This is a genomic window from Methylomonas methanica (genome assembly GCF_001644035.1).
Lineage (GTDB): Bacteria > Pseudomonadota > Gammaproteobacteria > Methylococcales > Methylomonadaceae > Methylomonas > Methylomonas methanica_A.
This window is the reverse complement of record NZ_LUUG01000011.1, coordinates 1-26,459: the sequence shown is the minus strand read 5'-3', so window position 1 is coordinate 26,459 and position 26,459 is coordinate 1. Positions and strand designations below refer to the sequence as shown.

Genomic DNA, 26,459 nt, shown 5'->3' with positions numbered 1-26,459 from the left:
AACATCGACTCCAGGATATTGTTTTGTCGTTGCGTTGTGCGGGGTTATTTGCGGTGCCGACAACTGGGTGGAGATCGAAGAATACGGACGCGCCAAGCCTGTAGATGCGGTAAACAACGTGCACCGCATAGTTCGCGATTGATGCGGTTCGTCTCACCTCACCCTATTGACGTTGAACGACAGCTTTCTGATTTGTAGCTGCCATACGTTAAAGAATTTGAATTTCCGCTATTGGCCGTTAAATTCGGCCGCGAACGACTGCTTTGTATACCTCTAGTTCACACTCTTGGTTTGGCTTTCTGACAGTTTGGAGAAGCGCGACACCCAGGAATCGTGTCCTATCAGCTTATAAAATGGCTTTAGAAATCTTCGGAACTTCATTAGCAATGCTCAGGGTATGTTGGCATTGTTGGTTCAAAACAGCCTCAATGGCTTTCAAGGTGAGATAGTCGGCGCCAACTGCAATCAGATTTTGTTTCAGTTTAGGCCAAATCTTAAGAACTTTGTCAGCCATTTGTTTGAGTTCCCGGCCAACCAGTCTGGTATTCAATCCACATTCGATTGCCATCATTGCCCAGTCGTAGGCCGTTAATGACCGAGCATCAAAGTTATCACCAATGGCCATGGATAGCGTATCGCTGATCTGGCCGTTGGCGTAAATTAGGCAACACACCAAATCGTAACTAGGCGCTAAACGGATACCGCCTGAGTCAATAAAAAAAGACAAGTTTTTACCGTGGGCATCGGTATTGCCGATCAGAATTTGAAAGATCCTCCAACGTAATAATGCCAAACGATCGGCTGTCGGTTGCGCGCTTGTCCGGTCTAACAGTGCAAACAGTTTGGGTAACGACGCGCCATCCCGTATATGCTTTACATCACGACCATCGCCGTAAGGTCGTTCGTATTTCATGCTAACACCCAGACCTAACGCTTGGCAGCCATCAATACAATGAAGGCGGTCGATGCTTTCAGTCGATATTCTGCGATCAAAACGGCGAATGAGCAGTATGGGCTCAGGAATGCGCTCCAGGCAAACATCAGCTGCGGCTATCCCGACAGCCTGAGCCAAGCGCATGCAGGCAAATTCGTTGCTGGTCATATCCTGGAGTCCGCTACGGACGGGATCGGGTTTTAGCAGGTGCGTGGACGCCAAGCCTCCACCGTCCACTAGGAACCAAAGGTCGTTTTCCTCCAATATTGCAATCTTGTCTTGATAGCCTGCTATGGATAAACGCACTTTGCCGTCCCAAACGCTAAAGGCTAGCTCGGGGCGAGAACGGATACGTTGCGACAATTCCTCGGAGGTGAGCAAACGCTTGGCAGCTAAGTGCATAGGTGATGGCTGCGGATCGTCAAGGCTGATCTCTAAAGCCCCAGCAGTTTCCTTGCCTAATGCCACCAGTAGCCCAATCAGGTTGGACTTTGATACCTTATTGGCTTGAGCCGCATCGTCAAGGGCTTGCCCTTCTGGCAACAGATTCTGAAAAAATTGCCGTACATTGGCGCTATGCTGTTCTGCAGGCAAACTTTGGCCTACTATCGGCAAGACCGGGCTGAGTGGAAAACGCTGTTCCTGAGCGAGCCATTCAACCGAATAATCAAACGCATACAGTCCGGAGATGGCATCCAAACTCAACCAACCGATGCAGACACCGTTAGCCTGAACAGTCAATTTCATGGTCGATTGTCCGCAATTAAATCGGATAGACGGCGACGAGCGATTTCACGTTGCGATTGCGGAATAACAAACAAAGAAACGCCGAGTCCTTGCGCGACTTGCAGAATTTTACCGATACTAACACCGTGCTTTCCGGCTTCAATGTCAACCAATGTTTGTAAAGACACCCCAATGGCCATAGCAGCATCTTCCAAACGAATACCGGCCTGAGTTCGTGCAGAGCGAATAGCCGCACCCAAGACAATGGGGGTGTCGAGATAAGGGTCTGCAGGGAATGGTGTTGGAACTACACGCTTCATAAAATTCTCCTATACCAGATTTATAGAAGATGATTGATGCTTAGTCAATTTAAATTCTGTAAAAGCAGAATTTAATATCAGCACGGTCTTGAATCAAATATAGATCTATTATCATAGAATTTAATGGCGTAGCATGGATCAGACCTGAAGACTCAAGGTTGTTTGGGAAAATTTTTACCCCGTAAGGTTGCATTACTTCAACCTGAGCAAGAATCCGGCGCTGCTTTACCACTATATTGCTGGGTAAAATCTGGGTAAACCATATAAACTTGATTGAGCACAAATAGGCATTGCAACGTGAGGGCTATTTATTTAAAATCAATTAAATCAATCAGTTATATGTTAATTTCAGCTCTCGTAACGCGAAGGTCGTAGGTTCGATTCCTATTGCCGGCACCATTTAAGTGGTTAGTTTGTAAGAGTTTTCAACAAGATTGCCCGTCGAGATGAAGCAACAGTCCGCAGCAAGGCGCAAATTTAGGCGTAGTGCTGCTTAATTTTGCTCAATGAGGCGGGGCATGAACCCCAAAAATTCACTCAATCCGATTTCATTTTTCGTTCTTCGGGGTATGTGATGGCATACATCAGACCCCTATGCTTGCAATATGCCAATAGAGCGTCTTTGCCCATTAAAATGCCAGGTTGCCCATGAGCTGAAGACGATTCAAAACGTATTTAAACAGGACCCCAGAATGACCAGCACCCAACAACGCGCCGCCTTGCAACGCCAAATCTGGCAAATCGCCAACGATGTACGCGGCGCAGTCGATGGCTGGGATTTCAAACAGTATGTACTCGGCACGCTGTTTTATCGCTTTATCAGCGAAAACTTTGCCAGCTACATCGAAGGCGGAGATGACAGCATCAACTACGCCGAGCTCCCCGACAGTGTCATCACCCCCGAAATCAAAGACGATGCCATTAAAACCAAGGGCTACTTCATCTATCCCAGCCAGCTGTTCGCCACCATCGCCGCCACTGCCAACACCAACGAAAGCCTGAATACCGATCTGGCCGCCATCTTTGCCGCCATCGAAAGCTCCGCCAACGGTTACCCATCCGAGCGCGACATCAAAGGCCTGTTTGCCGATTTTGATACCACCAGCAACCGCCTCGGTAACACGGTAGTCGACAAAAACGGCCGCTTGGCTGCCGTGCTCAAAGGCGTGGCCGGGCTGGACTTTGGTGATTTTGAAGATAGCCACATCGACCTGTTTGGCGATGCCTACGAGTTCCTCATCTCCAACTACGCCGCCACTGCCGGTAAATCCGGTGGCGAGTTCTTCACCCCGCAGCACGTGTCCAAGTTGATTGCTCAACTGGCCATGCACAAGCAAACCAGCGTCAACAAGATTTATGACCCGGCCTGTGGTTCCGGCTCCTTGCTGCTGCAAGCCAAAAAGCACTTTGACGCACACATCATAGAAGATGGCTTTTTTGGTCAGGAACTCAACCACACCACCTACAACCTGGCGCGGATGAACATGTTTTTGCACAACATCAACTACGACAAGTTCAATATTCAGCTGGGCGATACCCTGATCAACCCGCATTTTGGTGATGACAAACCCTTTGATGCCATCGTCTCCAATCCGCCTTACTCGGTGAAATGGAAAGGCGCAGACGACCCAACGCTAATTAATGATGAACGCTTTGCCCCCGCAGGCGTTTTAGCGCCCAAATCCAAAGCCGACTTTGCCTTTGTTCTGCATGCGTTGAGTTTCTTATCCAGCAAAGGCCGCGCGGCCATTGTCTGTTTTCCCGGTATTTTTTACCGGGGCGGTGCCGAGCAGAAAATCCGCCAATATCTGATAGATAACAACTACGTTGAAACCGTGATCTCGCTCGCGCCCAACCTGTTTTTTGGCACCACCATCGCTGTCAACATTCTGGTGCTGTCCAAGCATAAAGCCGACACCACCACCCAGTTTATTGATGCCAGCGGCCTGTTCAAGAAAGAAACCAATAACAACGTTCTTACCGACACTCACATCGAACAAATCATGCAGGCGTTCGATAGCAAAACGGATGTTGAACACTTTGCCAAATCGCTACCGTTTGATGCCATCACCGCCAACGACTACAACCTGTCGGTCAGCAGCTATGTCGAGGCCAAGGACAACCGCGAAGTCGTGGATATTGCTCAACTTAATGCCGAACTCAAAAGCACCGTCACCAAGATAGACCGACTGCGGGCCGAGATAGATGCCATTGTGGCTGAAATCGAAGGCGAGGAGGCTGAGGCGTGAGCAGCATGAGCTTTTTTGGCTCATTCCCACGCGCTGCTTGGGAATGCCGGGCTTGGCCGCGCTGCGGCCTGATTAGAACCGCAGCGCGGTACTTATGTGTTCCCACGCAGCGCGTCACTACCATTAAGTTAAGCCGTCATTCCGGCAGGGATTGCCGGAATCCAGATTACAAGGATGTAAAAAGCCATCGCCATCCGTGGCCTCTGGACCCCGGCAATCCCTGCCGGGGTGACGCTGTGGCTCTTAACTTAATGGCAGTGACGCAGCTCGTGGGAACTAGGCAAGAAGGAGTGAGCAGATGATTTTAACCAACAAGCTCAACATCACCGATCAAATCGAACTGGCCAAGACGGAAGAAAAAATCAGCAAGCAAAAAGCCAAGCAGCTTTTTGATTCCGGTGACATAGCCAAGGTGGAAGTCGGCAGCTTTGCCGGACTTAGCTTTATCCATGCCTATTTGTTTGGGGATCTTTATGACTTTGCAGGCAAAATTCGCGACGTCAATATCGCCAAAGGCAACTTCCGTTTCGCGCCGCTGATGTATTTGGAGCCATCACTGAAACATATCGACACCATGCCGCAAGGCAGTTTTGACGAAATTATCGAAAAATATGTCGAGATGAATATTGCCCACCCCTTCCGCGAGGGCAATGGCCGCGCCACCCGCATCTGGCTGGATTTGATGCTTAAAAAGGAAATACGGCAGGTAATCGATTGGAATTTGGTGGACAAAGATGAGTATTTATCGGCCATGCAGCGCAGTGTGGTGAAAGACATTGAAATCAAAGCCCTACTCAAACAAGCCTTAACCGACCAAATTGACGACCGCGCCTTGTTTATGAAGGGCATTGATGTCAGCTATTACTACGAAGGCTATAGCGAATTTAAAACCGAGGAGCTGTAGCCGTGAGTCATTTTAGTTTTATGGAAAAGCTGCTGGATGGGGTTGGGGTGGAGTGGAAGGCGTTGGGTGATGAAGGCCTTTTTGAAATTTCGAATAGCGGCAGAAAACCAGTAAAAGCTTCGTTACGGGCACCAGGGAAAACGCCATACTACGGCGCAAATAACATCCAGGATTACGTTGAAGGCCATACGCATGATGGAGAGTTTGTTCTAATCGCAGAGGACGGCTCAGCAAACCTAGAAAATTATTCCATTCAATATGCAACAGGAAAATTTTGGGCAAACAACCATGTTCATGTTGTGCGAGGAAAGCCAGAGCTAAACACAAGGTTTCTTTATCACTATTTATGTATCGTCAATTTCATTCCGTTTTTGTCTGGCGGTGATCGTGCGAAGTTAACAAAGGGGAAGTTAATTGAAATTCCAGTCCCCATCCCCTGCCCAGAAAACCCCAAAAAATCGCTAGCAATCCAGGCCGAAATCGTCCGCATTTTGGACGCCTTCACCGAGCTGACCGCCGAGCTGACCGCCGAGCTGACCGCCGAGCTTAACACCCGCAAAAAACAATACAACTACTATCGCGACCAGTTGTTGAGGTTTGAAGAAGGGGAAGTAGAGTGGAAGGCGCTGGGGGAGCTGGGGGAGTTTATTCGCGGAAAGCGCTTTACTAAAGCTGATTACGTCGAAGATGGTATCAATGTTATCCACTACGGTGAGATATACACTCGGTACGGCGTTTCTACGACTCGTGCGCTTTCTCAGGTCAGAAGCGATATGGCTGGGGCACTGCGCTATGCAGAGCCTGGGGATGTTGTAATGGCAGGTGTTGGTGAAACGGTTGAAGAAGTTGGTAAGGCTGTGGCTTGGCTTGGAAATGGAAAAGTAGCCATCCACGATGACAGCTACGCTTTTCGACATTCAATGAATCCGAAATTTATTTCCTATGTAATGCAAACAGCCGCATTCATTGATGAGAAGGCGAAACATGTATCTCGGGGAAAAGTTAATAGGTTATTAATTCATGGAATTGCCAAAGTCCGAATACCTATTCCATACCCAAACGATCCTGAAAAATCACTTGCCGAACAAGCTCGCATCGTCAACATCCTGGACAAATTCGACACCCTGACCAACTCCATCACCGAAGGCCTGCCCCGCGAAATTGCCTTGCGCCAAAAACAGTACGAGTATTACCGCGATTTGCTGTTGAGCTTTCCCAAGCCTCAAGAGGTAGCGGCATAGCATGAGCAAGACGCTAAAGGAAATAGCACAGCAGCTGAGAGCCGCCAACAAGAAAGTGCAATTGATCTATGCCTTTAATGGCACAGGTAAAACTCGACTATCACGCGAATTCAAAGAGTTAATTGCGCCAAAAACGGATACTGAAGACGCGCTGCAATCAGCGTTGACACAAAAGAAAATCCTTTATTACAGCGCGTTTACGGAAGATTTGTTCTATTGGGATAACGATTTGCAGCTTGATGCCGAACCAAAATTAAAAATCCATACCAATGCTTTCACTAGATGGGTTCTGGAAGAGCAAGGCCAAGATCAGAACATCACCACTATTTTCCAGCACTACACCAATGAAAAATTAACGCCACATTTTAGTTCGGATTTTTCAGCAGTCAGCTTTTCATTTGAGCGCGGCAATTATGAACAGGAATCAAATATTAAGATTTCCAAGGGCGAGGAAAGCAATTTCATTTGGAGCGTATTTCATTCGCTGATTGAGCAAATGATTTCCGAATTAAACATTGCTGAAGCTTCCGAACGATCAACTGATGCTTTTAATAATTTGGAATACGTTTTCATTGATGATCCCGTTAGCTCGTTAGATGAAAATCACTTGATTGAGTTGGCGGTCAATTTGGCGGGCTCGATTAAGTCCAGTCAATCCGATCTGAAATTTATCGTCACGACGCATAGCCCGCTGTTTTATAACGTGCTCCATAACGAACTTGACCTTTCTAAAAACGGCAAAAAGGAAGGCTGCTATCTGTTGGAGTGCTTTGAGGATGGAACCTTCGATCTGAATGTTAAATATGGTGACTCCAATAAGAGCTTTTCCTACCATCTGCATATAAAGCAAACCCTTGAGCAGGCGATTACTGAAAACAAGGTTGAAAAGTATCACTTCACGCTACTGCGTAATCTTTACGAGAAAACGGCCAGCTTTCTGGGTTATCCAAAGTGGGCGGAGCTTTTGCCTGATGACAAACAGCTCTATCTGAGCAGAATCATTAACTTTACAAGCCACAGCACACTGTCCAATGAAGCTATTGCGGAGCCAACTCCGGCAGAGAAAGCCATGGTTAAATTATTGCTCGATCACTTGAAAGACAACTATGGCTTTTGGCAGCAGGTGGGAAACGAATGATTAAATTTTCCGACACCCACGCATAAGGAAGGCGTCTTATGTCCAAGCATCTAAGCCTGCAAGACCAAGCCACGGAATTCCTGCTCTACACCGCGCCCAATGGCGCAATCAAAGTGGAGGTGCTGCTCAGTAATGAGAGCATCTGGCTGACCCAAAAGCGCATGGCGGAGTTGTTTGGCGTGGGCGTTCCGGCCATTTCCAAACATCTGAAAAATATTTTTGACAGTGGTGAGCTGGAGGAATCAGTGGTTATTTCCATTTTGGAAACAACCACTGAACATGGCGCCGTTGCTGGCCTTACGCAGACCCAGCAGGTCAAGTATTACAACCTAGATGCAGTAATTTCAGTCGGTTACCGCGTCAATTCGGCGCAGGCGACGCAATTCCGCATCTGGGCGACTGCCCTGATCAGGGAATACATCATCAAGGGCTTTGCCATGGATGATGAGCGCCTGAAGAATGGCCGTTATTTCGGTAAAGATTACTTCCGCGAATTACTGGAGCGGGTGCGCTCTATTCGCGCCAGTGAGCGGAGAATCTATCAGCAAATCACCGATATTTTTGCTGAGTGCAGCATCGATTACGACCCCAAGTCGGAAACCACCAAGTTGTTTTACGCGCATGTGCAAGACAAATTTCATTTTGCGATTACTGGCCATACGGCGGCAGAAATTATTTCGCTGAAAGCCGATGCCAGTAAACCCTTGATGGGCATGAGCACTTATAAAAATGCACCGGCTGGCCGAGTGTTGAAGTCGGATTCGACCGTGGCGAAAAATTATTTAAGCGAAGCAGAAATTAAAAAACTGGAACGCGCCGTATCGGCATTTTTTGACTATATCGAGGGTATTATCGAGCGGCGTAACACCTTCACTATGGAAAGCTTTGCCGAAAGCGTGAACAAGTTTCTTGCCTTTAATGAGTACCAGATTTTGGAAGGCTACGGAACAGTCAGTCGAAAGCAGGCAGAACAGAAAGCCATTTTGGAATATGAAAAGTTCAACAAGCAGCAACGCATCGAATCTGACTTTGATCGTGAAGTGAAAAAGCTACTGCAAAACAGGGACATAGAGGAATGACCGAGTATAAAGCCATTGCCGAATCGAATAACTTTATCGTTTTAGATAAATACACCAAGGACTATAAAGTTAGCGAAAGCTACCAAAGTGAATACGATTTGGAGCGGGAATTCATTCAGGATTTGCAGAATCAGGGTTACGACTACGCGCCCGATTTAAACACGCCCGAGAAGCTGCTGGCCAATGTACGCGAGCAGTTACAGGCCCTGAACAATGTGCAGTTTTTAGAGAGTGAATGGCTCCGATTTGTTGAGGTGTATTTAGATAAGCCCAGCGATAGCATCGTTGATAAAACTCGCAAGATTCATGACGACTACATTCACGACTTTGTGTTTGACGATGGCCGTATTCAGAACATCTACCTGTTGGATAAAAAGAACATTGCCCGCAATAAGGTGCAAGTCATCAAGCAGTATGAACAAAAAGGCAGTCACGCCAACCGCTATGATGTGACGATTTTGGTGAATGGTCTGCCCCTGGTGCAGGTTGAACTGAAAAAGCGCGGCGTGGCGATTCGTGAAGCGTTTAATCAGGTGCACCGCTACAGCAAAGAGAGCTTTAATGGCGAGAACTCGCTGTATAAGTATTTGCAGCTGTTTGTGATTACCAACGGTACGGACAGCCGTTATTTTGCCAACACCACGCAGCGCAACAAAAACAGTTTTGATTTCACCATGAATTGGGCGAAATCCGATAATGGTCTGATTAAAGATTTAAAAGATTTTACCGCCACGTTTTTCCAGAAAAACACCCTGCTTAATGTGCTGCTTACATTTTCGGTGTTTGATGTCAGCGATACTTTGCTGGTAATGCGTCCCTATCAGATTGCCGCCACCGAGCGGATTCTGTGGAAAATCAACAGCGCCTATCAGGCGAAAAACTGGAGCAACACCGAAAGCGGCGGTTATATCTGGCACACCACGGGTTCTGGCAAAACTTTAACTAGTTTTAAAGCGGCGCGATTGGCGACGGAGCTGGACTTTATCGATAAGGTGTTTTTTGTGGTGGATCGTAAAGACCTCGATTACCAGACCATGAAGGAATACCAGCGCTTTTCACCGGATAGCGTCAATGGCTCTGAAAGCACCGCCGGGCTGAAACGCAATCTGGATAAGGACGACAATAAAATCATAGTCACCACTATCCAGAAGCTTAATAACCTAATCAAAAGTGAAAATGACTTAGCCCTGTACAACAAACAAGTGGTGTTTATTTTTGATGAATGCCACCGCAGCCAGTTTGGCGAAGCGCAGAAAAACCTGAAGAAGAAGTTTAAGAAGTTTTACCAGTTTGGCTTTACCGGCACGCCGATCTTCCCGCAAAACGCCTTGGGTGCCGATACCACTGCCAGCGTGTTTGGCCGTGAGCTGCATTCTTATGTCATCACCGATGCCATTCGCGATGAAAAGGTATTGAAGTTCAAGGTGGACTACAACGATGTGCGCCCGCAGTTCAAAGCCATTGAAAGCGAGCAGGACGAGAAAAAACTCAGTGCGGCAGAGAACAAGCAAGCCTTGTTGCACCCCGAGCGTATTCGGGAAATTTCGCAATATATCTTGAATAATTTCCGCCAAAAAACCCATCGCCTGAAAGCTGGGGCCAAAGGTTTTAATGCCATGTTTGCCGTGAGCAGCGTGGATGCCGCCAAGCTGTACTATGAGTCGTTCCGAGATTTACAAAAGGGTCACGATAAGCCCTTAAAAGTGGCGACCATCTTCTCATTTGCGGCCAATGAAGAACAGGATGCCGTCGGCGATATTCTGGATGAAAGTTTTGATGTTTCAGCCATGAATAGTAGCGCAAAAGAGTTTTTGAGCGCGGCCATCGCCGACTACAACGCCCTGTTTAAAACCAATTTTGGCGTGGATGGCAACGGATTTCAAAACTATTACCGCGATCTGGCCAAGCAGGTAAAAGCCAAGGAAATCGACTTGCTGATTGTGGTGGGCATGTTTCTGACCGGCTTTGATGCCCCCACGCTGAATACTTTGTTTGTTGATAAAAACTTACGCTACCACGGTTTGATGCAGGCCTATTCGCGCACCAACCGTATTTATGACGCCACCAAAACCTTTGGCAATATCGTTACTTTCCGCGATCTGGAGCAGGCGACCATCGACGCCATCACCTTGTTTGGTGATAAAAACACCAAGAACGTGGTGCTGGAAAAAAGCTACAAGGAATACATGGAAGGCTTTACCGATGTGGTTACCGGTGAGGCGCGGCGCGGCTTTGTAGATGTGGTCGCGGAGTTGGAACAGCGTTTTCCTGACCCTGCGGCCATTGAAAAAGAGTCCGACAAAAAGGCCTTTGCGAAATTGTTTGGCGAATATTTGCGCGTTGAGAATGTACTGCAAAACTACGATGAATTTGCCAGCCTGAAAGCCCTGCAAAGCGTTGATATGAGCGACCCGGAAGTGGTTGAGGCATTCAAAGCCCAACATTATCTAAGCGATGACGATCTGGACGCACTGCAAGCTATCAAAATACCCGCCGAGCGGAAAATTCAAGATTATCGCTCCACCTATAACGACATCCGCGATTGGCTGCGTCGGGAAAAATCTGCCGATGAAAAAGAAAAATCTACCATTGATTGGGACGACGTGGTCTTTGAGGTGGATCTGCTGAAGTCTCAAGAGATCAATCTGGATTACATTCTGGAACTGATTTTTGAAAATAATAAGAAAGTTAAAGATAAAGCGGCACTGGTTGAAGACGTACGCCGAGTGATTCGTGCCAGTTTGGGCAACCGCGCCAAAGAGAGTTTGCTAGTGGATTTTATTAACCAAACCGACCTGGACAAGATTGGCGATAAGGCCAGCGTGATTGACGCTTTCTTTATCTTTGCCCAAGCGGAACAACAGCGTGAGGCGCAAGAGCTGATTAGCGACGAAGGCCTGAATGCTGAGGCCGCGAGGCGTTACATCACTAACTCACTAAAACGGGAGTTTGCCAGTGAAAACGGCACTGAGCTCAATGCCATTCTGCCTAAAATGAGTCCGTTAAACCCGCAGTACCTGACAAAAAAACAAAGCGTTTTCCAGAAAATAGCCGCTTTTGTGGAGAAGTTTAAAGGCGTGGGTGGGCAGGTTTGATCCAAGCGTTATAAGTTGTTAACGTTTTTAAAGCGGCTATACAACTGTACAAAGCAATTCTAGAGGATATCTCCGCCACCATTTAGGCGCGCATATCAAACAAATTTAGTCAAAAGCCACTCACATTGAAACATACTGGAACTTCCGATATATAATAGCCGCGCAGTAGCTTCCGGTTGTTTCAATTCGTCTAACAAGCACGCGTAACGCGAAGGTCGTAGGTTCGATTCCTATTGCCGGCACCATTAAAATCAACACATTACCCCTTTTAAAAATTTGCAAAAGTTGCCTCGTTACACTCACGTGCAAAGTGCCGGTAAGTTTGAGAAAGCAGGCAAAAATGCGGATGGTGTATAGACTTATGCCATCTGGCCCGGTCAGTCGATTTCCCCCGTTTCGGCTGGTTTTTAGGCTGCTACTTGTTAGCACAGTCCGGAGCCTCCAATCCTGACTTTTTATTCGAAGGTATCCCCATTTCCTTCCCTTGCACTTTATTAGAGACAACACATTTTGAGTTTAAATAGTTACCAGTCGGTTGATCGCGAGCAATTAGCCAAAGACATCAGTCAAATTCACAAACAAGCATTAGCGGATATTGGTCCGGCGGATTTCGACCACTTAAAAAAGGTGGAACGTTGGGGAAAGGTTTGTTCGCTCATTGGTTACGCTACTGCCTGGATTTTTCCCAATCCGATTTCCGCGTTGTTGATCAGTCAGGGTAGTTTTTCCCGCTGGACTGGGGTGGGCCATCCCATCGTGCATAAAGCCTTCGATAAAATGCAGGACGTGGACAAAAATTACACCAGCAAGAAATTCGCGAAGGGTTGGCGGCGGTTTTTGGATTGGCCGGACTGGATGACCCCCGCCGGCTGGCATCACGAACACGATTTATTACATCATTACAACTTGGGTGAAGAGACCGATCCCAACAATGCCCAACACAACATGGAATGGTTGCGGCAATCCAAGCTGCCGATGTGGCAGCGCTATGCCATCGTGGCGTTTTTTTCCGGTATCTGGAAAATTATTTATTACACCCCGCGCACCCACAAAGAATTGGTTTTGAATACCGCACGGCTACAAGGTAAACCCAAACCCGAAACCACACGTATCGGTGCATGGAGCCTGTTTACGCCGCAAGGAAAGGCGCTCTGGCTGGAGAGCGTGCTGCCTTATACGGCGTATCGTTTTGTGTTGTTGCCGCTGCTCTTCTTACCGTTGGGTACGTTTGCCGTTGTCAGTGTGTTGATCAATTCCCTGCTGGCGGAGATTTTCACCAATATGCATAGCTTTTTGGTGATGATCCCCAATCATGCCGGCGACGACGTGATGATGTTCGATGAAAAATCGCATAGCAAGGGCGAATTTTATTTGCGGCAGATCTTGGGTTCGGTCAATTATCCGACCGGCTCGAATTTCAACGATTTTTTCTACGGCTGGTTGAATTATCAAATCGAGCACCATTTATGGCCGGATTTGCCGCTAAGTCAGTACCAAAAATTGCAGCCGCAAGTGAAAGCGCTATGCGAAAAGCATAATATTCCTTACTGTCAGGAATCGGTATTTAAACGCATGTTGAAAGCAGCGGATATTATGGTAGGCAAAACCTCAATGCTGAAGCCGGCAGTTGTTTAATACATCCAGCACGAGTTGCTCAAGTAGCCTCTGAATCAAACTAACGTTTTGGGCAATTAGCCTATTCGATTCCTGGTTACTGGCGATACGCGCTAATTTATGTCAATGCAGTTAATCTGCTCACTACACGAGTGCAATCAACAAAAATACTATGAGCGACATCAGAGATACCAAACCCGAACCCATCGCAGCAAAACCAAACTGGAATTACGACTCGTATTTTCTTGCTCAGCTTGAACGCATCAATCAGCAGTCAGCAGCTAGTAAGCAGCCGAAAAAGCGCGTTGTCGAGCAGGCTCCGAAAGACGAGGCCGACGCCGTCGACGAACAGAATAAATAGTTTATCCGCGTAAACCGTGCAATACGGTTTAGTCTTGTTATGTCACCTATTAGCGTAAAGGACTTCACGCAGATTTTTGTACACTAATTCAGGCAAGGTTCCCCCAATCTTTCTGAACCTGTCTTCTGGCGTAAGGTGACGGCAATCTTGATGAGGCTGCGCGTTTGCTATTTACCGGGATTTGTTTGGTTACCGGTGTGCAGCGCCAGGATGGTAGCCGGGCAGCATTGCCAACGGCTTTGTCCCTATCGTCAAAGCGGCTAAACGAAACTGAATGAAAATGTGCGAACGGGCTACACATTTTTCTATATCGCAGTAATATCGTTACTTAAAAATTCTGTCGGAGAGCAAAATGTACTGCCCAAATTGTGGAAAGCAAAATCCGGATAATGCGAATTTCTGCCTTGAGTGTGGCGCAGCCATGCAATCGAATAACGGCTATCGCGGGCCAGTAACTAACGGACGGGACATGACGTTTACCGAATCGGTGTCCGGTTGTTTTGCAAAGGCATTTGTTTTTACAGGTAGAGCCTCGAGAGCCGAATACTGGTGGTTCGCGCTTTTCACACTATTGGTATCGATGATAGCGGGGATCATAGATCAATCGGCCTACGGCGAGCCGGCAACCGTCACGGCAATCACCAACTTGGTTATTCTATTTCCTTCGCTGGCTGTTAATATCCGCCGATTACACGATACCGGGCATAGCGGCTGGTGGTATCTGATCATTCTGACCATCATCGGCATCATCCCGTATTTCATCTGGATGGTGTCAAAAGGCGATGGCCGTGCGAACGAATACGGGGCGCCTGTTTAACGCCCCCATCATTTTAAATTTCGTCGAGCAATCAATTAGCTGGGATGATGACCAATATTGCGTTGTTCGCATCGCTAATATTGAACATTATTTTGGTCGGGCTTCTTGTCTTCAATGCCAGAAATACTCGACGCAAACATCAAAATCAAAAACAGCCCACCCTTAGAACGCCTGCAAATGTAAGGACAATTTCCTGTCCATCCTGCGCGCAACACATCAAATTTACCTTACCCATCGACGGTAACAAAGCGCGTTGCCGAAAGTGTCATGCACAATTCAAATTGGACATCGACGAACATCGCAATGTGTATATAACCGAAATAAAACTGCCTGAAGACGAGCAACACATCAAATCTTTGGCGGATTGTTATTTAATTCTTGGCCTGACGGCTGAAGCCCTACCGATAGACATCAAAGCGGCATACAAAAAGAAAATTTCCGAATACCACCCGGACCGCGTCGGTGTGTTTGGCGCAAAAATCAAACAACTCGCCGAGGAAGAAACCCGACAAATAAACGCCGCCTATGCCATGTTGCAAGAGCATGGCATGGTGTGAGATCGCCAAACAGAGTTTAGGATTATTAGCGCTGATGGCTGCTAGATGATTTTGAGTGGGCATGGTTTTTTAACATTGGTATGTAAAAATAACCAGCGGCACAGCGATAAATAAACTCCGGAAACTTCCTAAGCTGAACCTATTCATCGTTGATGAATACCCGTAAACGGCTACACTACTTGGCGGCGGATCATATCTGCCAGATACGGACTTTCAATCAAATCAGGGACTGAGCGTGACAGCATCCTATTTCCATTACTGGGGCAAGGCCAAACCAGAAACCGAAGCCGGCCCAGCCTATCATCTACTGCCTTACCATTGTTTGGATGTGGCGGCGGTAGGGTCGCTTTGGCTGGCGGCGAATACACCGGTTTGTAAGCAATTGGCAACGCGTCTGCAAGTCGAGCCGGAATGGCTTCAAAGTTGGTTTACCTTTTGTCTTGTCCTGCACGATCTAGGTAAATTCGCTCGTGCATTCCAAGGTTTGCGAACGGGTTTGTCGGACGATTTAGTCAAGACGAATCCGAGAATGACTTATGCGGAACGTCACGATAGCCTGGGATTTGCGCTTTGGCGGGATGTTTTGCAAGAAAAATTGGCGCAGCACCTTCAGGCGGATCAAGCTGCTTGGATCAACAAAATCGATCCTTGGCTGGAAATCGTCACCGGTCACCACGGCATGCCGCCGAAATTGGATAGCTTTAGGCTTGGCAATTTCTTCGAGGCCGACGACGAGCAGGCGGCGTTCGTCTTCGTGCAGCATCTGCTGGAGTACTTTCTGGCTGATTTCGATTTTCAGCCCATAGCGGACAAGAACCTTAATAAACGCCTGAAGCCCTTGTCTTGGCAACTGGCCGGGATTGCGGTGTTGGCCGATTGGTTGGGTTCGAATCAAGAGCATTTTGCTTATTGCTCTAAGCCAATGCCGCTTGCCGAATATTGGCAAAACTTTGCGTTACCCAACACCGAACAAGCGCTTGCCGGTTTGCCCAAACCGCCTGTAGCCGGAAAATTCGAAACCGTGCAAACCCTGTTCCCTTTCATTCAACAACCAACTCCGCTACAACGATATGCCGCCGAAGAGCCGTTGACCGATCAACCGCAGTTCTTCATCCTCGAAGACGTCACCGGTGCCGGCAAAACCGAAGCGGCGCTGATTTTGACGCAACGCTTGATTGCAAAAGGTTTGGCTGGCGGTCTGTACATCGGCTTGCCAACCATGGCGACCGCCAACGCCATGTACCAGCGTTTGGGCAAGGTTTACCGCAATTTTTATCAAACCGGCGAACAGCCGTCTTTGGTCCTGGCGCACGGTGCCCGCGAATTGTCGCAAGCCTTTCGCGATTCGGTGGTACTGGCTGAACAAGCCAATATCGATGTCGATTATCAAAATGGTCGGCTCGAAGAAGATCAGGAGCTGAGCGCTACGGCTTACTGCAACGCCTGGTTGGCGGACAGCCGCAAAAAAGCTTTGCTGGCCGATGTCGGCGTCGGCACGCTCGACCAAGCCCTATTGGCGGTATTGCCGGCGCGCCATCAGTCCTTGCGGCTGTTGGGCTTGAGTCGCAAAGTGCTATTGGTGGACGAGGTTCACGCTTACGACAGCTATATGCAAAAGTTGCTGGCGGCTTTATTGGAAGCCCATGCCCGCCAGGGCGGCAGCGCGATATTGCTGTCGGCCACCTTGCCGCAAACTATGCGCGAAAATCTGACCGCATCTTTTCATAGAGGACTCGGATTGGAAGCGCCGAGTTTGGCCTATCCGGCAGCTTACCCGTTGGCGACGCACACCCCGGCACCAGCGCTGGAGACGCCCATCGATACCCGAGCCGAAGTCAAACGCACGGTTCACGTTCAACGCCTCGACAGCGAAGAACAAATCATCACCAAAATTCGGCACTGCGCCGAGCAAGGCCACTGCGTCTGCTGGATACGCAATACTGTCAAGTCCGCATGTCAGACTTATCAAAGCCTGCTGGGCAGCGGCTTTCCTGCCGACCGACTGGCACTGTTCCATAGCCGTTTCGCAATGATAGACCGGCAAGCCATCGAAAACCGCACCTTGCAGACCTTTGGTGAACCATCAGGGCATGATACCCGCAAAGGTCAAATTCTGATTGCTACTCAAGTCGTCGAGCAATCTTTGGATTTGGACTTCGACGTGTTGATTAGCGACTTGGCACCTATCGATTTGTTGATTCAACGCGCCGGCCGCTTGCGTCGCCATATCCGCGATGCGCTAGGCAACCGCCGGCGGGAACAAGGCTCGGAAGATGGCCGCGGCGACCCAGTGTTTTATCTGTACGCACCGACGCCTTCGGAAGATGCAAACGCCGCTTGGCTGAAGCAGGATCACGCCGGCACCCAAGCGGTTTATCCGCATATCGGCCAACTTTGGTTGTCGGTGCGATTGTTGGAAGATAAAGGCGGCTTCGCGATGCCGGATGACGCACGGGAATTGATCGAAGGTGTCTATTCCGAGGAAGCGCAGGCTCGGATACCGCTTGCATTGCAAGAAGCGTCGTTCGACGCGGAAGGCAAAACCATGGTGAAGCGGAGCATGGCCGATTTGAACGGTTTGAAGCTGGACAAAGGTTATACCCGGAAAAGCGGCGATTGGGATGAGGAAACCCGAATCCCGACACGTCTTAGCGAAGAGGACAGTGTTGCGGTGGCGTTGGCATTGCTGGTTGACGGTCAGCTTAAACCGTATGCAGATGTCGAGCGTTACGCCTGGGCGCTGAGTACGATTAAATTGCCTGAACGTGAATGGAAAAAAGTCAGTCGGCAAATATCTGAAGATTTTAAACAGCCGATTGATACATTAAAAAACGATCAAAAAGCGTTGCGCTGGCTGGAGGTTTTGCCTTTGATCGATGGGCAAAGCTTGTATTCGGCCAAGCTTGGATTTGTCGGGGAAGTCCCCGCGGATGCGGGGAACGTATGAGTTGCTTCGCTCGTAAGAAGAAAGAAGCTGGTTCATCCCCATGGGTATGGGGATGATGTGTATTCTACCTGTTTTATTTATATAATGCCTTTTTAATAAGAAAGAAGCCTTTACTTTTTATTTTTACAGGTTATCATTTCGCCGTCGAATACGAAATGAGGGTCTGCTATGGATCAAATTAAAGGGTTTGTAAGTGTCATAAATTCTTTTTCGCCTGCGCCATTGGCTGTAATTTGCTTGGCTCTCGTGTTGGCAATAATCGTGGCGCTGAAAATGTGAATTCAAAAAAAGGAGGAAATGTATGAATTTAATTACCGACCCATGGATATCGGTCATTCGCCAAAGCGGCCAACACGATTGGATTGCACCGTGGCAAATCGTCGACAACGAAAACCCGGTCATCGAAATCAATGCGCCGCGGCCGGATTTTCAAGGCGCTTTGTATCAATTTCTGATTGGTCTGCTGCAAACCGGATTTGCACCGGAAGACGAAGAGCAATGGTTGGAATATTGGGAAGAGGCGCCCGATTCAAAAGAATTGCACGCCCGTTTTGCCGCGTTCTCGCCCGCGTTCGAATTGACCAGCGATGACGGCCCGGCATTTTTGCAGGATTTCGCATTGCCGGACGGTGAAGCAAAGCCTATCGCGGCATTATTGATCGAAGCGCCCGGTGGCAAAACCCTGAAAGACAATCTCGATCATTTTATCAAACGCGGTTCGGCGAACCAGCTATGCCCAAGTTGTGCGGCTTCTGCTTTGTTTACATTGCAGACTAATGCACCCGCAGGCGGTGTCGGGCATCGGGTAGGATTGCGCGGCGGCGGGCCGTTGACGACTTTGGTGCTCCCTAAGGCTAGCGAATCCAAGTTATGGCAAAAGCTTTGGTTGAATGTGTTCAACCAAGAAGACTTGCAAGCGGCAGAGATATTTGATGCTTCTGTTTTACCGTGGATGGGCAGAACCCGTACTTCCGAAAAAGGCCAAATCACCACGCCGGCCGACGTTCATCCGTTGCACGCTTATTGGGGCATGCCGCGGCGGATTCGCTTGTGCGAGCCTTCTGAGTCCGGCTGTTGCGATTTGTGTGGAAGCCATGCCGAATCGCTGTTCCGCGAATACCGCACCAAAAACTACGGCACCAATTATGACGGCGCTTGGCAACATTCGTTAACGCCGTACCGTAACGATCCGAAAAAAGTCAATCCACCCCTGTCGTTGAAAGGCCAGCAAGGCGGCTTAGGTTACCGGCATTGGTTGGGCTTGGCCTTACAGGACGACAGCAACGGCGACAAAGCCGCCCAGATTGTTCGGCATTACAACCAGGAACGCGGTCGCATGTTGGCTGATCGAGGTGGTGCCGCATTGTGGTGCTTCGGTTTCGACATGGACAACATGAAGGCGCGTTGCTGGTACGAAGCGAGGTTTCCGGTGTTTTATCTGTCGGCGCAACAACAATCCGATTTGATCGCTTGGGCGGGCGAGTTAATCGACGCGGCACGAGAAACCGTGAAGATCCTGCGCAGCGAAGTCAAAGCCGCGTGGTTTCGCCGCCCGGAAGACGCCAAAGGCGACATGAGTCAAATCGACTCACAATTTTGGCAAGCCAGCGAGGCAGAGTTTTTCCGCCTGTTGGAACGTTTAGCTACCGTAGCGGGCGACCGCGGTATGGCCTCGGCTGAAATATATGCCGATTGGTTTGCAGCGTTGAGATCGAAAATGATCGGGGTTTTTGAAGTCGCGACTTTAAGCTCCACGCCGGAAGACCTCGATTTAAAACGAATCATCAACGCGAAAAAATCTATGTTGAGCCGTTTTCACGGCAACAAAATCATCAAGCAATTGAAAACCCACGCCAAAACGGAGGAGGCTGCCTAAATGAGCGAGAACTATTTTCTAGCACCGGAAGAGCTAAAGGCTTTGCTGGCATGGCATCGCTGGTTGAGCGGCGACGACGGTGATCGAGGCGGCAACCGCGGCGACCGCGCCCGTTTGCGCCGCGCTGAAACGCCGGAAGACATACTGTTGACCGACGCTTTTTTCCATTTCTTGCGGCAAATGCCGGACGGCTTCCCGCAAAAAGTGTCGGACGATCAGCGCTTGCCGGTCGCGGCGACGATTGCCGGCTTGCTGGCGCACGTCGAAGTCAACGACGCCAGCGCCCACTTTGCAACCCAGTTGGGTTCAGCCAAAGACAAAACCAAGCCGCCGATGAGCGAGTTGCGCTTTCAGCAATTGCAGAAAAGCCCGACCGTAGAAGATTTCTACCGGCGCATGCTGCGCGCGATTCGATTACTCGGCAAAACTGCCAATGTCGTCTCGCTCGCCAACGACATTATTCATTGGCTCAAAGAATTCAATCAACCCATAGGCCGCTATCCGAAAGACCGGCTTGCCGTGCGCTGGGCCACCGACTATTTCACCGCCTTACCCAAAAATTAAACTCAAGGAGAGACATTCATGAGCCGTTTCATTCAATTGCATTTGTTGACCGCTTACCCGCCCGCCAACCTGAACCGCGACGACCAAGGCAGTCCGAAAACCGCGAAGATGGGCGGCTACGACCGACTGCGGGTGTCGTCGCAATGTCTGAAAAGAACCTGGCGCACCTCGGATATGTTCCAAGCAGCGGTTGGCGGTCACTTGGGTACGCGCACCAAATTGCTCGGCCTGGATGTATACAACAAGTTGCTGGAAGGCGGCGTTAAAGAAAAAGACGCCAAGGAATGGACCAAGTCTATCGCCGGTATATACGGTGCGTTGAAAAAAGCCGATAAAAACGATCCGTTTGCCGAATTGGAAATCGAACAGTTGGTACATGTTAGTCCGGCGGAAAGGGCGGCGTTGGACTCATTGACCGCAAAACTGGTTGCCGAGCAACGTGCGCCGGAAAAAGATGAATTGAATCTGCTGCGCGCCAACGAGCAGGCGGTGGATATTGCTTTGTTCGGCCGCATGCTGGCATCCAGTCCGGCCTACAATATCGAAGCCGCCTGCCAAGTGGCGCATGCCATCAGCGTGCATCCGGTGGTGATCGAAGACGATTATTTCACCGCCGTCGACGATTTGAACAGCGGTCTGGACGACATGGGGGCTGCCCACATCGGCGAAACCCGCTTCGCCGCCGGCTTGTTTTACGCCTATATCTGCATCAATCGCGAGTTGCTGATCAAAAATCTGGACGGCAACGCCGAGCTTGCCAATAAAGCGATACGCGCCTTGACCGAAGCCGCCGTCAAAGTCGCGCCGGAAGGCAAGCAAAACAGCTTTGCGTCCAGGGCTTATGCGTCCTTCGTGTTGGCGGAAAAAGGCGACCAGCAGCCGCGTTCGTTGTCGGTGGCGTATTTGAAACCTATTGGCCGGGAAGCTGATGATTTTGCCGTTCAGGCCATCGCCGCGTTGAAAGAGCAGAACCACAGCTTTGACGAAGTTTATGGCGCTTGCGCGGATACTCGTTATGAAATGAATGCCTTGCCGTCACAACGCCAAGGCACACTGGCCGAATTGCTCGATTTCGTAGGCCAATAGGAGCCGGTCGTGGAGCTATTGTTATTCCGTTTATACGGGCCATTGGCAAGTTGGGGCGAAATCGCCGTCGGCGAAAACCGGCATAGCGCCAATTACCCCAGCAAGTCGGCGATATTGGGTTTGGTCGGCGCGGCGCTAGGCATAGAACGAAGCGACGACGCGCAACAAGTCGTCTTGCAGCAGAGTTACCAAGTGGCGGTCGAAGTGTTCAGTACCGGCCAATTGCTGCGCGATTACCATACCGCGCAAGTGCCGGACTCTGCCGGTAAGTTCGTTTACCGCACCCGCCGCGATGAATTGGTGTTGGGTAAGGAGCGGCTGGGCACGATTTTGTCCAGCCGCGAATACCGTAGCGATGCCTTGGCCGTCGTGGCTTTGCGCGCCTTGGCGGATGCACCGTTCAGCCTGATGCAGATCGAGGAAAAGCTGCGCAAGCCGTTGTTTCATTTGTATCTGGGCCGTAAGTCTTGTCCGCTGGCTGCGCCGTTGAATCCACAATTGTTGACGGAGCAAGCCGATTTGTTGACGGCGTTCAAGGCCCATTTACATAAACCGTTATTGCCGCGCAAGCAGGTGGATGGCGCAGCGGGGCAGCCGGTTCAGCAAGACGCCTATTGGCTGAATGCCGGTGGTGAACGGCATTATTACTGGGAAGGCGAGCCACAAGACTTTGCCAAAGACATCGATTTACAACGCCGGCAAACCCGTATTCGTCACGATCAACCCTTGTCACGCAAACGCTGGCAGTTCGCGCCACGGCAGGAACATTATTTTTATCAGGGAGGCGAGTGATGTATTTTTCCAGGGTCAGGATACGGCCGGATATTTACAAATCGTCGCAGTTGGCGAGGGTGTTGGAAGGCAATGTTTACGGTTGCCATCAATTGTTATGGGATTTGTTTCCTGAACAGGACAAACGGACTTTTCTCTACCGCGAAGAAATTGCCCGCGAGCAATTGGGGTCATCGCCTACAGTACGCGGAGAGCCGGTTTACTACATCGTTTCGCAAACCAAACCGGTTGAGGCGGAAGGTTCTTTGTTTAAGGTCGAGAGTAAGGAATACGATCCTCAATTGACAGTTGGTCAGCGTTTGCAATTTGATTGTCGACTTAATCCAGTAATCAGCCGGCAAGGCAAAAAACATGACGTGGCGATGGATGCACAATTGCAGTTTTTAACGTCGTTGATCAAATCGCACGGTCTGGAGAGTACCTTACCTGCCAAAACGGACAAAGGCGTTTACAAAAAACTGTTGTTGGAGAAGGGCGGAGCAGCGCTGGAGACTGAACTGACCGAATTGCTGAGCGAGGATCGAAACTATGCCGAGCGTTTGGGACAAATTTCCGGTTTGGCAGACAAGCTGGAATGGGCGATCAAAGCTCGCGTTGATCAAGCGCTGGAAAATTGGATGATCAAACAAGGCGTGCGTTGCGGATTTGAGCTATTGGCCGGCGATGACGGTTTACCCAAGTTGCAAAACAGCACTCACGCATGGCACGGCTTGCAGCAAAAGACCGCCAAAAAAGGCGAAAAATCCGGCTTCAGCTCGGTCGATTTCACAGGGGAACTGCAAATCACCGACCCGGACAAATTCCGTCAAACCCTATTTGGCGGCCTGGGCCGGGCCAAGGCCTTTGGTTGCGGCTTGCTGATGGTAAGACGACCGGGCAATGGGTAGCCTTGGGAGTGTGTCCGACCGCTGTGTGGTGGCTTACCGAGGCTTCGTCGGTGCGCACAAGCGTTTCGGGGGCGCCGACGCGCGTTCTGGGCGCGCAGCCAAACGGTCTGTGCGTGCCTCCAAACGTTTCGGGCGTGCATCCGAGCCTGTCGTGCGTACGATAGAATACTTTGCAGGTGCGCTCGAACCTTCTGTGGGTGTCCGCGAAGGCTTCGGAAGCGCGCACGGATGCTGCGGATGCGCCGCTGTTTCCGGATCGATTTTGCTCGTACCGCGAATAAGAAATGAACTGAAACCGGCGATAAGCGCTTTTTGCCGGCGGGCTATGCGATTTTGGATGGCCAACGCAACCAGCAAACCCCTGCCTAGCGATTGATTGGCGCCGACTACTTACTTTGTCACTTGAATAAGGACTGTTCGACATGCTTCCACCCCTAAAACCCATCGCCATGAAAGAACGCGTCTCGATGGTCTTCATCGAAAAAGGCCAAATCGACGTCAAGGACGGCGCCTTTGTCGTCATCGACGAAACCGGCATTCGCACTCATATCCCGGTCGGCTCCATCGCTTGCATCATGTTGGAACCCGGCACTCGCGTCTCCCATCACGCCGCCGCGTTGGCTGCCAGGGCAGGGACCTTGCTGGTCTGGGTCGGCGAAGCCGGTGTCAGATTATATGCAGCCGGCCAGCCGGGCGGTGCCAGATCGGACAGATTGCTGTATCAAGCCAAACTAGCGCTGGACGACGACGCGCGGTTGAAAGTGGTACGCAAGATGTACGAAATCCGTTTCGGCGAAAAACCGCCCGAACGCCGCAGTGTCGAGCAACTGCGCGGCATAGAAGGCGCCAGAGTCAGGAAGTTGTACCAATTATTGGCCAAACAGGCCGGCGTGGAATGGAATGGCCGCAATTACGACCATACCGATTGGGACAATAGCGACACCGCCAACCGCTGCCTCAGTTCTGCCACCGCCTGTTTGTACGGTATTTGCGAAGCGGCGGTGTTGGCTGCCGGTTATGCGCCGGCGATTGGTTTCATTCATACCGGCAAACCGCTATCGTTCGTTTATGACATCGCCGACCTGTTCAAATTTGACGAGATCGTCCCGCATGCCTTCAAAATCGCCGCCAAGAATTATTCCAACCCGGAGCGCGAAGTACGCTTAATGTGCCGCGATGTGTTCCGGCAAAGCAAAATTCTGCGCAAAATCATCCCCACCATCGAAGAAGTACTGGCGGCCGGCGATTTGGAAGTCCCCAAACCGGCCGAGGAAAACATCGCCCCGGCCATTCCCAACACAGAGAGTATCGGCGATGTTGGTCATCGTAGTTGAAAACGTTCCGCCCAGGCTGCGTGGGCGCTTGGCGGTATGGCTAATCGAAATTCGCGCCGGCGTCTATGTCGGCGACTTGTCTGCCAAGGTGCGCGAAATGATCTGGTCGCAAATCGAGGATGGCTTGGAAGATGGCAACGCGGTAATGGCTTGGTCCACCAACACCGAATCCGGTTTCGATTTTATGACGCTGGGTAAAAACCGCCGCCTGCCGGTCGAACTGGACGGTTTAAAACTGGTGTCGTTTTTTCCGCTGGAAGATGCGGATTTGTCTCCCTAGCCCTCAGGGAGATGGCCGGGGTGAGGATAAAATGCGCACTAAATTCCTGCTGGGATATAGGGCGCTGTAAGCGGTTTCGTCGGCTTTTTAACAACTTGGAAAAGGCAAAAAATTCGGTAGAAATTTAGCCGGGTTATTTTTATATGCGTAACAATAAGTTACGATTAGTGCGTTCCCCGCACCCGCGGGGATGAACCGTATTCAGGGGGCTCAAGGCTTAACGTTGAGAGGCGTTCCCCGCACCCGCGGGGATGAACCGTGTAATCTGTCACTGTAATGTGATGTAAATCAGCGTTCCCCGCACCCGCGGGGATGAACCGTATTCAGTTGTAAGAGAACACCCATCGACAAAGCGTTCCCCGCACCCGCGGGGATGAACCGCGCGCAGGCTGTTGACGTTTCGCTTTTTTTATGCGTTCCCCGCACCCGCGGGGATGAACCGGGTATCGGGCGGCAAATCAGGGCAGACCATACGCGTTCCCCGCACCCGCGGGGATGAACCGAAATGTTTTTGATTGAAGAGCTAACCGATGAAGCGTTCCCCGCACCCGCGGGGATGAACCGTACGAATACCAATCAGTGATACCGCTATCGGAAGCGTTCCCCGCACCCGCGGGGATGAACCGGCAAATGCCGAAGGCCTACATAGCTGTCGTTGGCGTTCCCCGCACCCGCGGGGATGAACCGCCACCCTAACGTTTTAAAAATTTCATCCATCGGCGTTCCCCGCACCCGCGGGGATGAACCGCGATAAATACAAACAGATCTCGATGGATATCGGCGTTCCCCGCACCCGCGGGGATGAACCGACAAACAAAAGGGGCGGATGGCCCGCCCCGTGGCGTTCCCCGCACCCGCGGGGATGAACCGTCTAACGGTTTTCATATCCCCTCACCCTTGCCGCGTTCCCCGCACCCGCGGGGATGAACCAGTGGCAGAGCTGACCATCAAATTGAAATTTAAGCGTTCCCCGCACCCGCGGGGATGAACCGCGATTCAAAAATAGATCATGATTTTAAAAAAAGCGTTCCCCGCACCCGCGGGGATGAACCGCCGGCGTCGCCCAGATCCCACTGTGATTCGATGCGTTCCCCGCACCCGCGGGGATGAACCGGTTTGCTCGATCAGCAACGCGCAGGCGTCCATGCGTTCCCCGCACCCGCGGGGATGAACCGGTTTGCGGGATTTTCAACTGGCCTTTCACGCCGCGTTCCCCGCACCCGCGGGGATGAACCGCATTTAAATCTGCCCCCATGGCTACACTAATCAGCGTTCCCCGCACCCGCGGGGATGAACCGCGTAATTAACGGCGATTCTGTGATGGCTGATCGCGTTCCCCGCACCCGCGGGGATGAACCGAGAACGTGCCGTAGTTGGTTGTATCCTCGCCTGCGTTCCCCGCACCCGCGGGGATGAACCGGTTGAGTTGTACATCCTGGATCTCAACAGCATGCGTTCCCCGCACCCGCGGGGATGAACCGTTACGCGGCGTACCACGCTGGCCCAATACGTCGCGTTCCCCGCACCCGCGGGGATGAACCGATGTGACGCTTGAAATGAATATTACTGATGACGCGTTCCCCGCACCCGCGGGGATGAACCGCCGCGACGGATTCAGGCACCTTCGAAGACGGCGCGTTCCCCGCACCCGCGGGGAT

The 26,459-nt window shown here is 50.4% G+C and carries 20 protein-coding genes, 1 pseudogene and 1 CRISPR repeat array; of the genes and pseudogenes, 19 read left to right on the top strand and 2 right to left on the bottom strand.

The window, feature by feature from the left end:
* Window positions 1–346: 346 nt before the first annotated feature.
* Window positions 347–1,681 carry a HipA domain-containing protein gene (locus tag A1332_RS00720; RefSeq protein WP_064006675.1) on the bottom strand — a complete coding sequence of 445 codons (1,335 nt, stop codon included), beginning with the start codon at window positions 1,679–1,681 and terminating at the stop codon, window positions 347–349.
* Window positions 1,678–1,980, bottom strand: a complete 303-nt coding sequence (locus A1332_RS00715) for a helix-turn-helix domain-containing protein (protein ID WP_064006674.1) — start codon at window positions 1,978–1,980, stop codon at window positions 1,678–1,680. The genes A1332_RS00720 and A1332_RS00715 overlap by 4 nt, the downstream gene beginning before the upstream one ends.
* A 692-nt stretch (window positions 1,981–2,672) precedes the next feature.
* Here A1332_RS00715 and A1332_RS00710 point away from each other — a divergent pair.
* The 19 genes and pseudogenes from A1332_RS00710 (at window position 2,673) to cas2e (ending at window position 24,801) form a co-directional block, all read left to right on the top strand.
* Window positions 2,673–4,229, top strand: coding sequence for a type I restriction-modification system subunit M (locus tag A1332_RS00710; RefSeq protein ID WP_064006673.1), 1,557 nt, complete (start codon window positions 2,673–2,675; stop codon window positions 4,227–4,229).
* Between the two features lie 298 nt (window positions 4,230–4,527).
* The gene (gene fic, locus A1332_RS00705; RefSeq protein WP_064006672.1) at window positions 4,528–5,133 is read left to right on the top strand and encodes a protein adenylyltransferase Fic; all 606 of its coding nucleotides are present in this window, start codon (window positions 4,528–4,530) and stop codon (window positions 5,131–5,133) included.
* 2 nt (window positions 5,134–5,135) lie between these two features.
* Window positions 5,136–6,374 (top strand): restriction endonuclease subunit S, encoded by a 1,239-nt coding sequence (locus A1332_RS00700; protein WP_064006671.1) that lies wholly within the window; start codon window positions 5,136–5,138, stop codon window positions 6,372–6,374.
* Between the two features lies 1 nt (window position 6,375).
* Entirely contained in the window at window positions 6,376–7,512 is a 1,137-nt protein-coding gene (locus tag A1332_RS00695; protein WP_064006670.1) for an AAA family ATPase, read from the top strand.
* Window positions 7,513–7,550: 38 nt separating this feature from the next.
* Window positions 7,551–8,591: a virulence RhuM family protein gene (locus A1332_RS00690; RefSeq protein WP_064006669.1), complete on the top strand. Its 1,041-nt coding sequence runs from the start codon at window positions 7,551–7,553 to the stop codon at window positions 8,589–8,591.
* Complete coding sequence (locus tag A1332_RS00685) at window positions 8,588–11,686, top strand: HsdR family type I site-specific deoxyribonuclease (RefSeq protein ID WP_064006668.1); 3,099 nt, start codon at window positions 8,588–8,590, stop codon at window positions 11,684–11,686. Before A1332_RS00690 ends, A1332_RS00685 begins: the two co-directional genes overlap by 4 nt.
* Before the next feature lie 510 nt (window positions 11,687–12,196).
* Complete coding sequence (locus A1332_RS00680) at window positions 12,197–13,321, top strand: fatty acid desaturase family protein (RefSeq protein ID WP_064006667.1); 1,125 nt, start codon at window positions 12,197–12,199, stop codon at window positions 13,319–13,321.
* 151 nt (window positions 13,322–13,472) lie between these two features.
* Window positions 13,473–13,661: a hypothetical protein gene (locus A1332_RS00675; protein ID WP_064006666.1), complete on the top strand. Its 189-nt coding sequence runs from the start codon at window positions 13,473–13,475 to the stop codon at window positions 13,659–13,661.
* 352 nt (window positions 13,662–14,013) lie between these two features.
* A pseudogene (locus A1332_RS26445) lies at window positions 14,014–14,076 on the top strand (zinc-ribbon domain-containing protein); the annotation flags it as partial.
* A gap of 54 nt (window positions 14,077–14,130) precedes the next feature.
* On the top strand, window positions 14,131–14,478 hold the full coding sequence (locus A1332_RS00670) for a DUF805 domain-containing protein (protein WP_064006687.1): 348 nt from the start codon (window positions 14,131–14,133) through the stop codon (window positions 14,476–14,478).
* A gap of 44 nt (window positions 14,479–14,522) precedes the next feature.
* Window positions 14,523–15,035 carry a DnaJ domain-containing protein gene (locus A1332_RS00665; RefSeq protein WP_064006665.1) on the top strand — a complete coding sequence of 171 codons (513 nt, stop codon included), beginning with the start codon at window positions 14,523–14,525 and terminating at the stop codon, window positions 15,033–15,035.
* A 235-nt stretch (window positions 15,036–15,270) separates the two neighbouring features.
* Window positions 15,271–17,982: a CRISPR-associated helicase Cas3' gene (cas3, locus tag A1332_RS00660; protein WP_157203909.1), complete on the top strand. Its 2,712-nt coding sequence runs from the start codon at window positions 15,271–15,273 to the stop codon at window positions 17,980–17,982.
* Between the two features lie 301 nt (window positions 17,983–18,283).
* Window positions 18,284–19,858, top strand: coding sequence for a type I-E CRISPR-associated protein Cse1/CasA (gene casA / locus A1332_RS00655; RefSeq protein ID WP_064006663.1), 1,575 nt, complete (start codon window positions 18,284–18,286; stop codon window positions 19,856–19,858).
* Window positions 19,859–20,422 carry a type I-E CRISPR-associated protein Cse2/CasB gene (casB, locus tag A1332_RS00650; protein ID WP_064006662.1) on the top strand — a complete coding sequence of 188 codons (564 nt, stop codon included), beginning with the start codon at window positions 19,859–19,861 and terminating at the stop codon, window positions 20,420–20,422. It begins immediately after the preceding gene.
* Between the two features lie 18 nt (window positions 20,423–20,440).
* Window positions 20,441–21,508 carry a type I-E CRISPR-associated protein Cas7/Cse4/CasC gene (gene cas7e, locus A1332_RS00645; RefSeq protein ID WP_064006661.1) on the top strand — a complete coding sequence of 356 codons (1,068 nt, stop codon included), beginning with the start codon at window positions 20,441–20,443 and terminating at the stop codon, window positions 21,506–21,508.
* Window positions 21,509–21,517: 9 nt separating this feature from the next.
* Window positions 21,518–22,300 carry a type I-E CRISPR-associated protein Cas5/CasD gene (cas5e, locus tag A1332_RS00640; RefSeq protein ID WP_064006660.1) on the top strand — a complete coding sequence of 261 codons (783 nt, stop codon included), beginning with the start codon at window positions 21,518–21,520 and terminating at the stop codon, window positions 22,298–22,300.
* Window positions 22,300–23,187, top strand: a complete 888-nt coding sequence (cas6e, locus tag A1332_RS00635; RefSeq protein ID WP_064006659.1) for a type I-E CRISPR-associated protein Cas6/Cse3/CasE — start codon at window positions 22,300–22,302, stop codon at window positions 23,185–23,187. The genes cas5e and cas6e overlap by 1 nt, the downstream gene beginning before the upstream one ends.
* A gap of 422 nt (window positions 23,188–23,609) precedes the next feature.
* Window positions 23,610–24,521 carry a type I-E CRISPR-associated endonuclease Cas1e gene (gene cas1e / locus A1332_RS00630; protein ID WP_064006658.1) on the top strand — a complete coding sequence of 304 codons (912 nt, stop codon included), beginning with the start codon at window positions 23,610–23,612 and terminating at the stop codon, window positions 24,519–24,521.
* Window positions 24,502–24,801 (top strand): type I-E CRISPR-associated endoribonuclease Cas2e, encoded by a 300-nt coding sequence (gene cas2e, locus A1332_RS00625; RefSeq protein ID WP_064006657.1) that lies wholly within the window; start codon window positions 24,502–24,504, stop codon window positions 24,799–24,801. The genes cas1e and cas2e overlap by 20 nt, the downstream gene beginning before the upstream one ends.
* Before the next feature lie 169 nt (window positions 24,802–24,970).
* Window positions 24,971–26,404: direct repeats of the CRISPR family, unit length 29 nt; unit sequence GCGTTCCCCGCACCCGCGGGGATGAACCG.
* Window positions 26,405–26,459 lie beyond the last annotated feature (55 nt).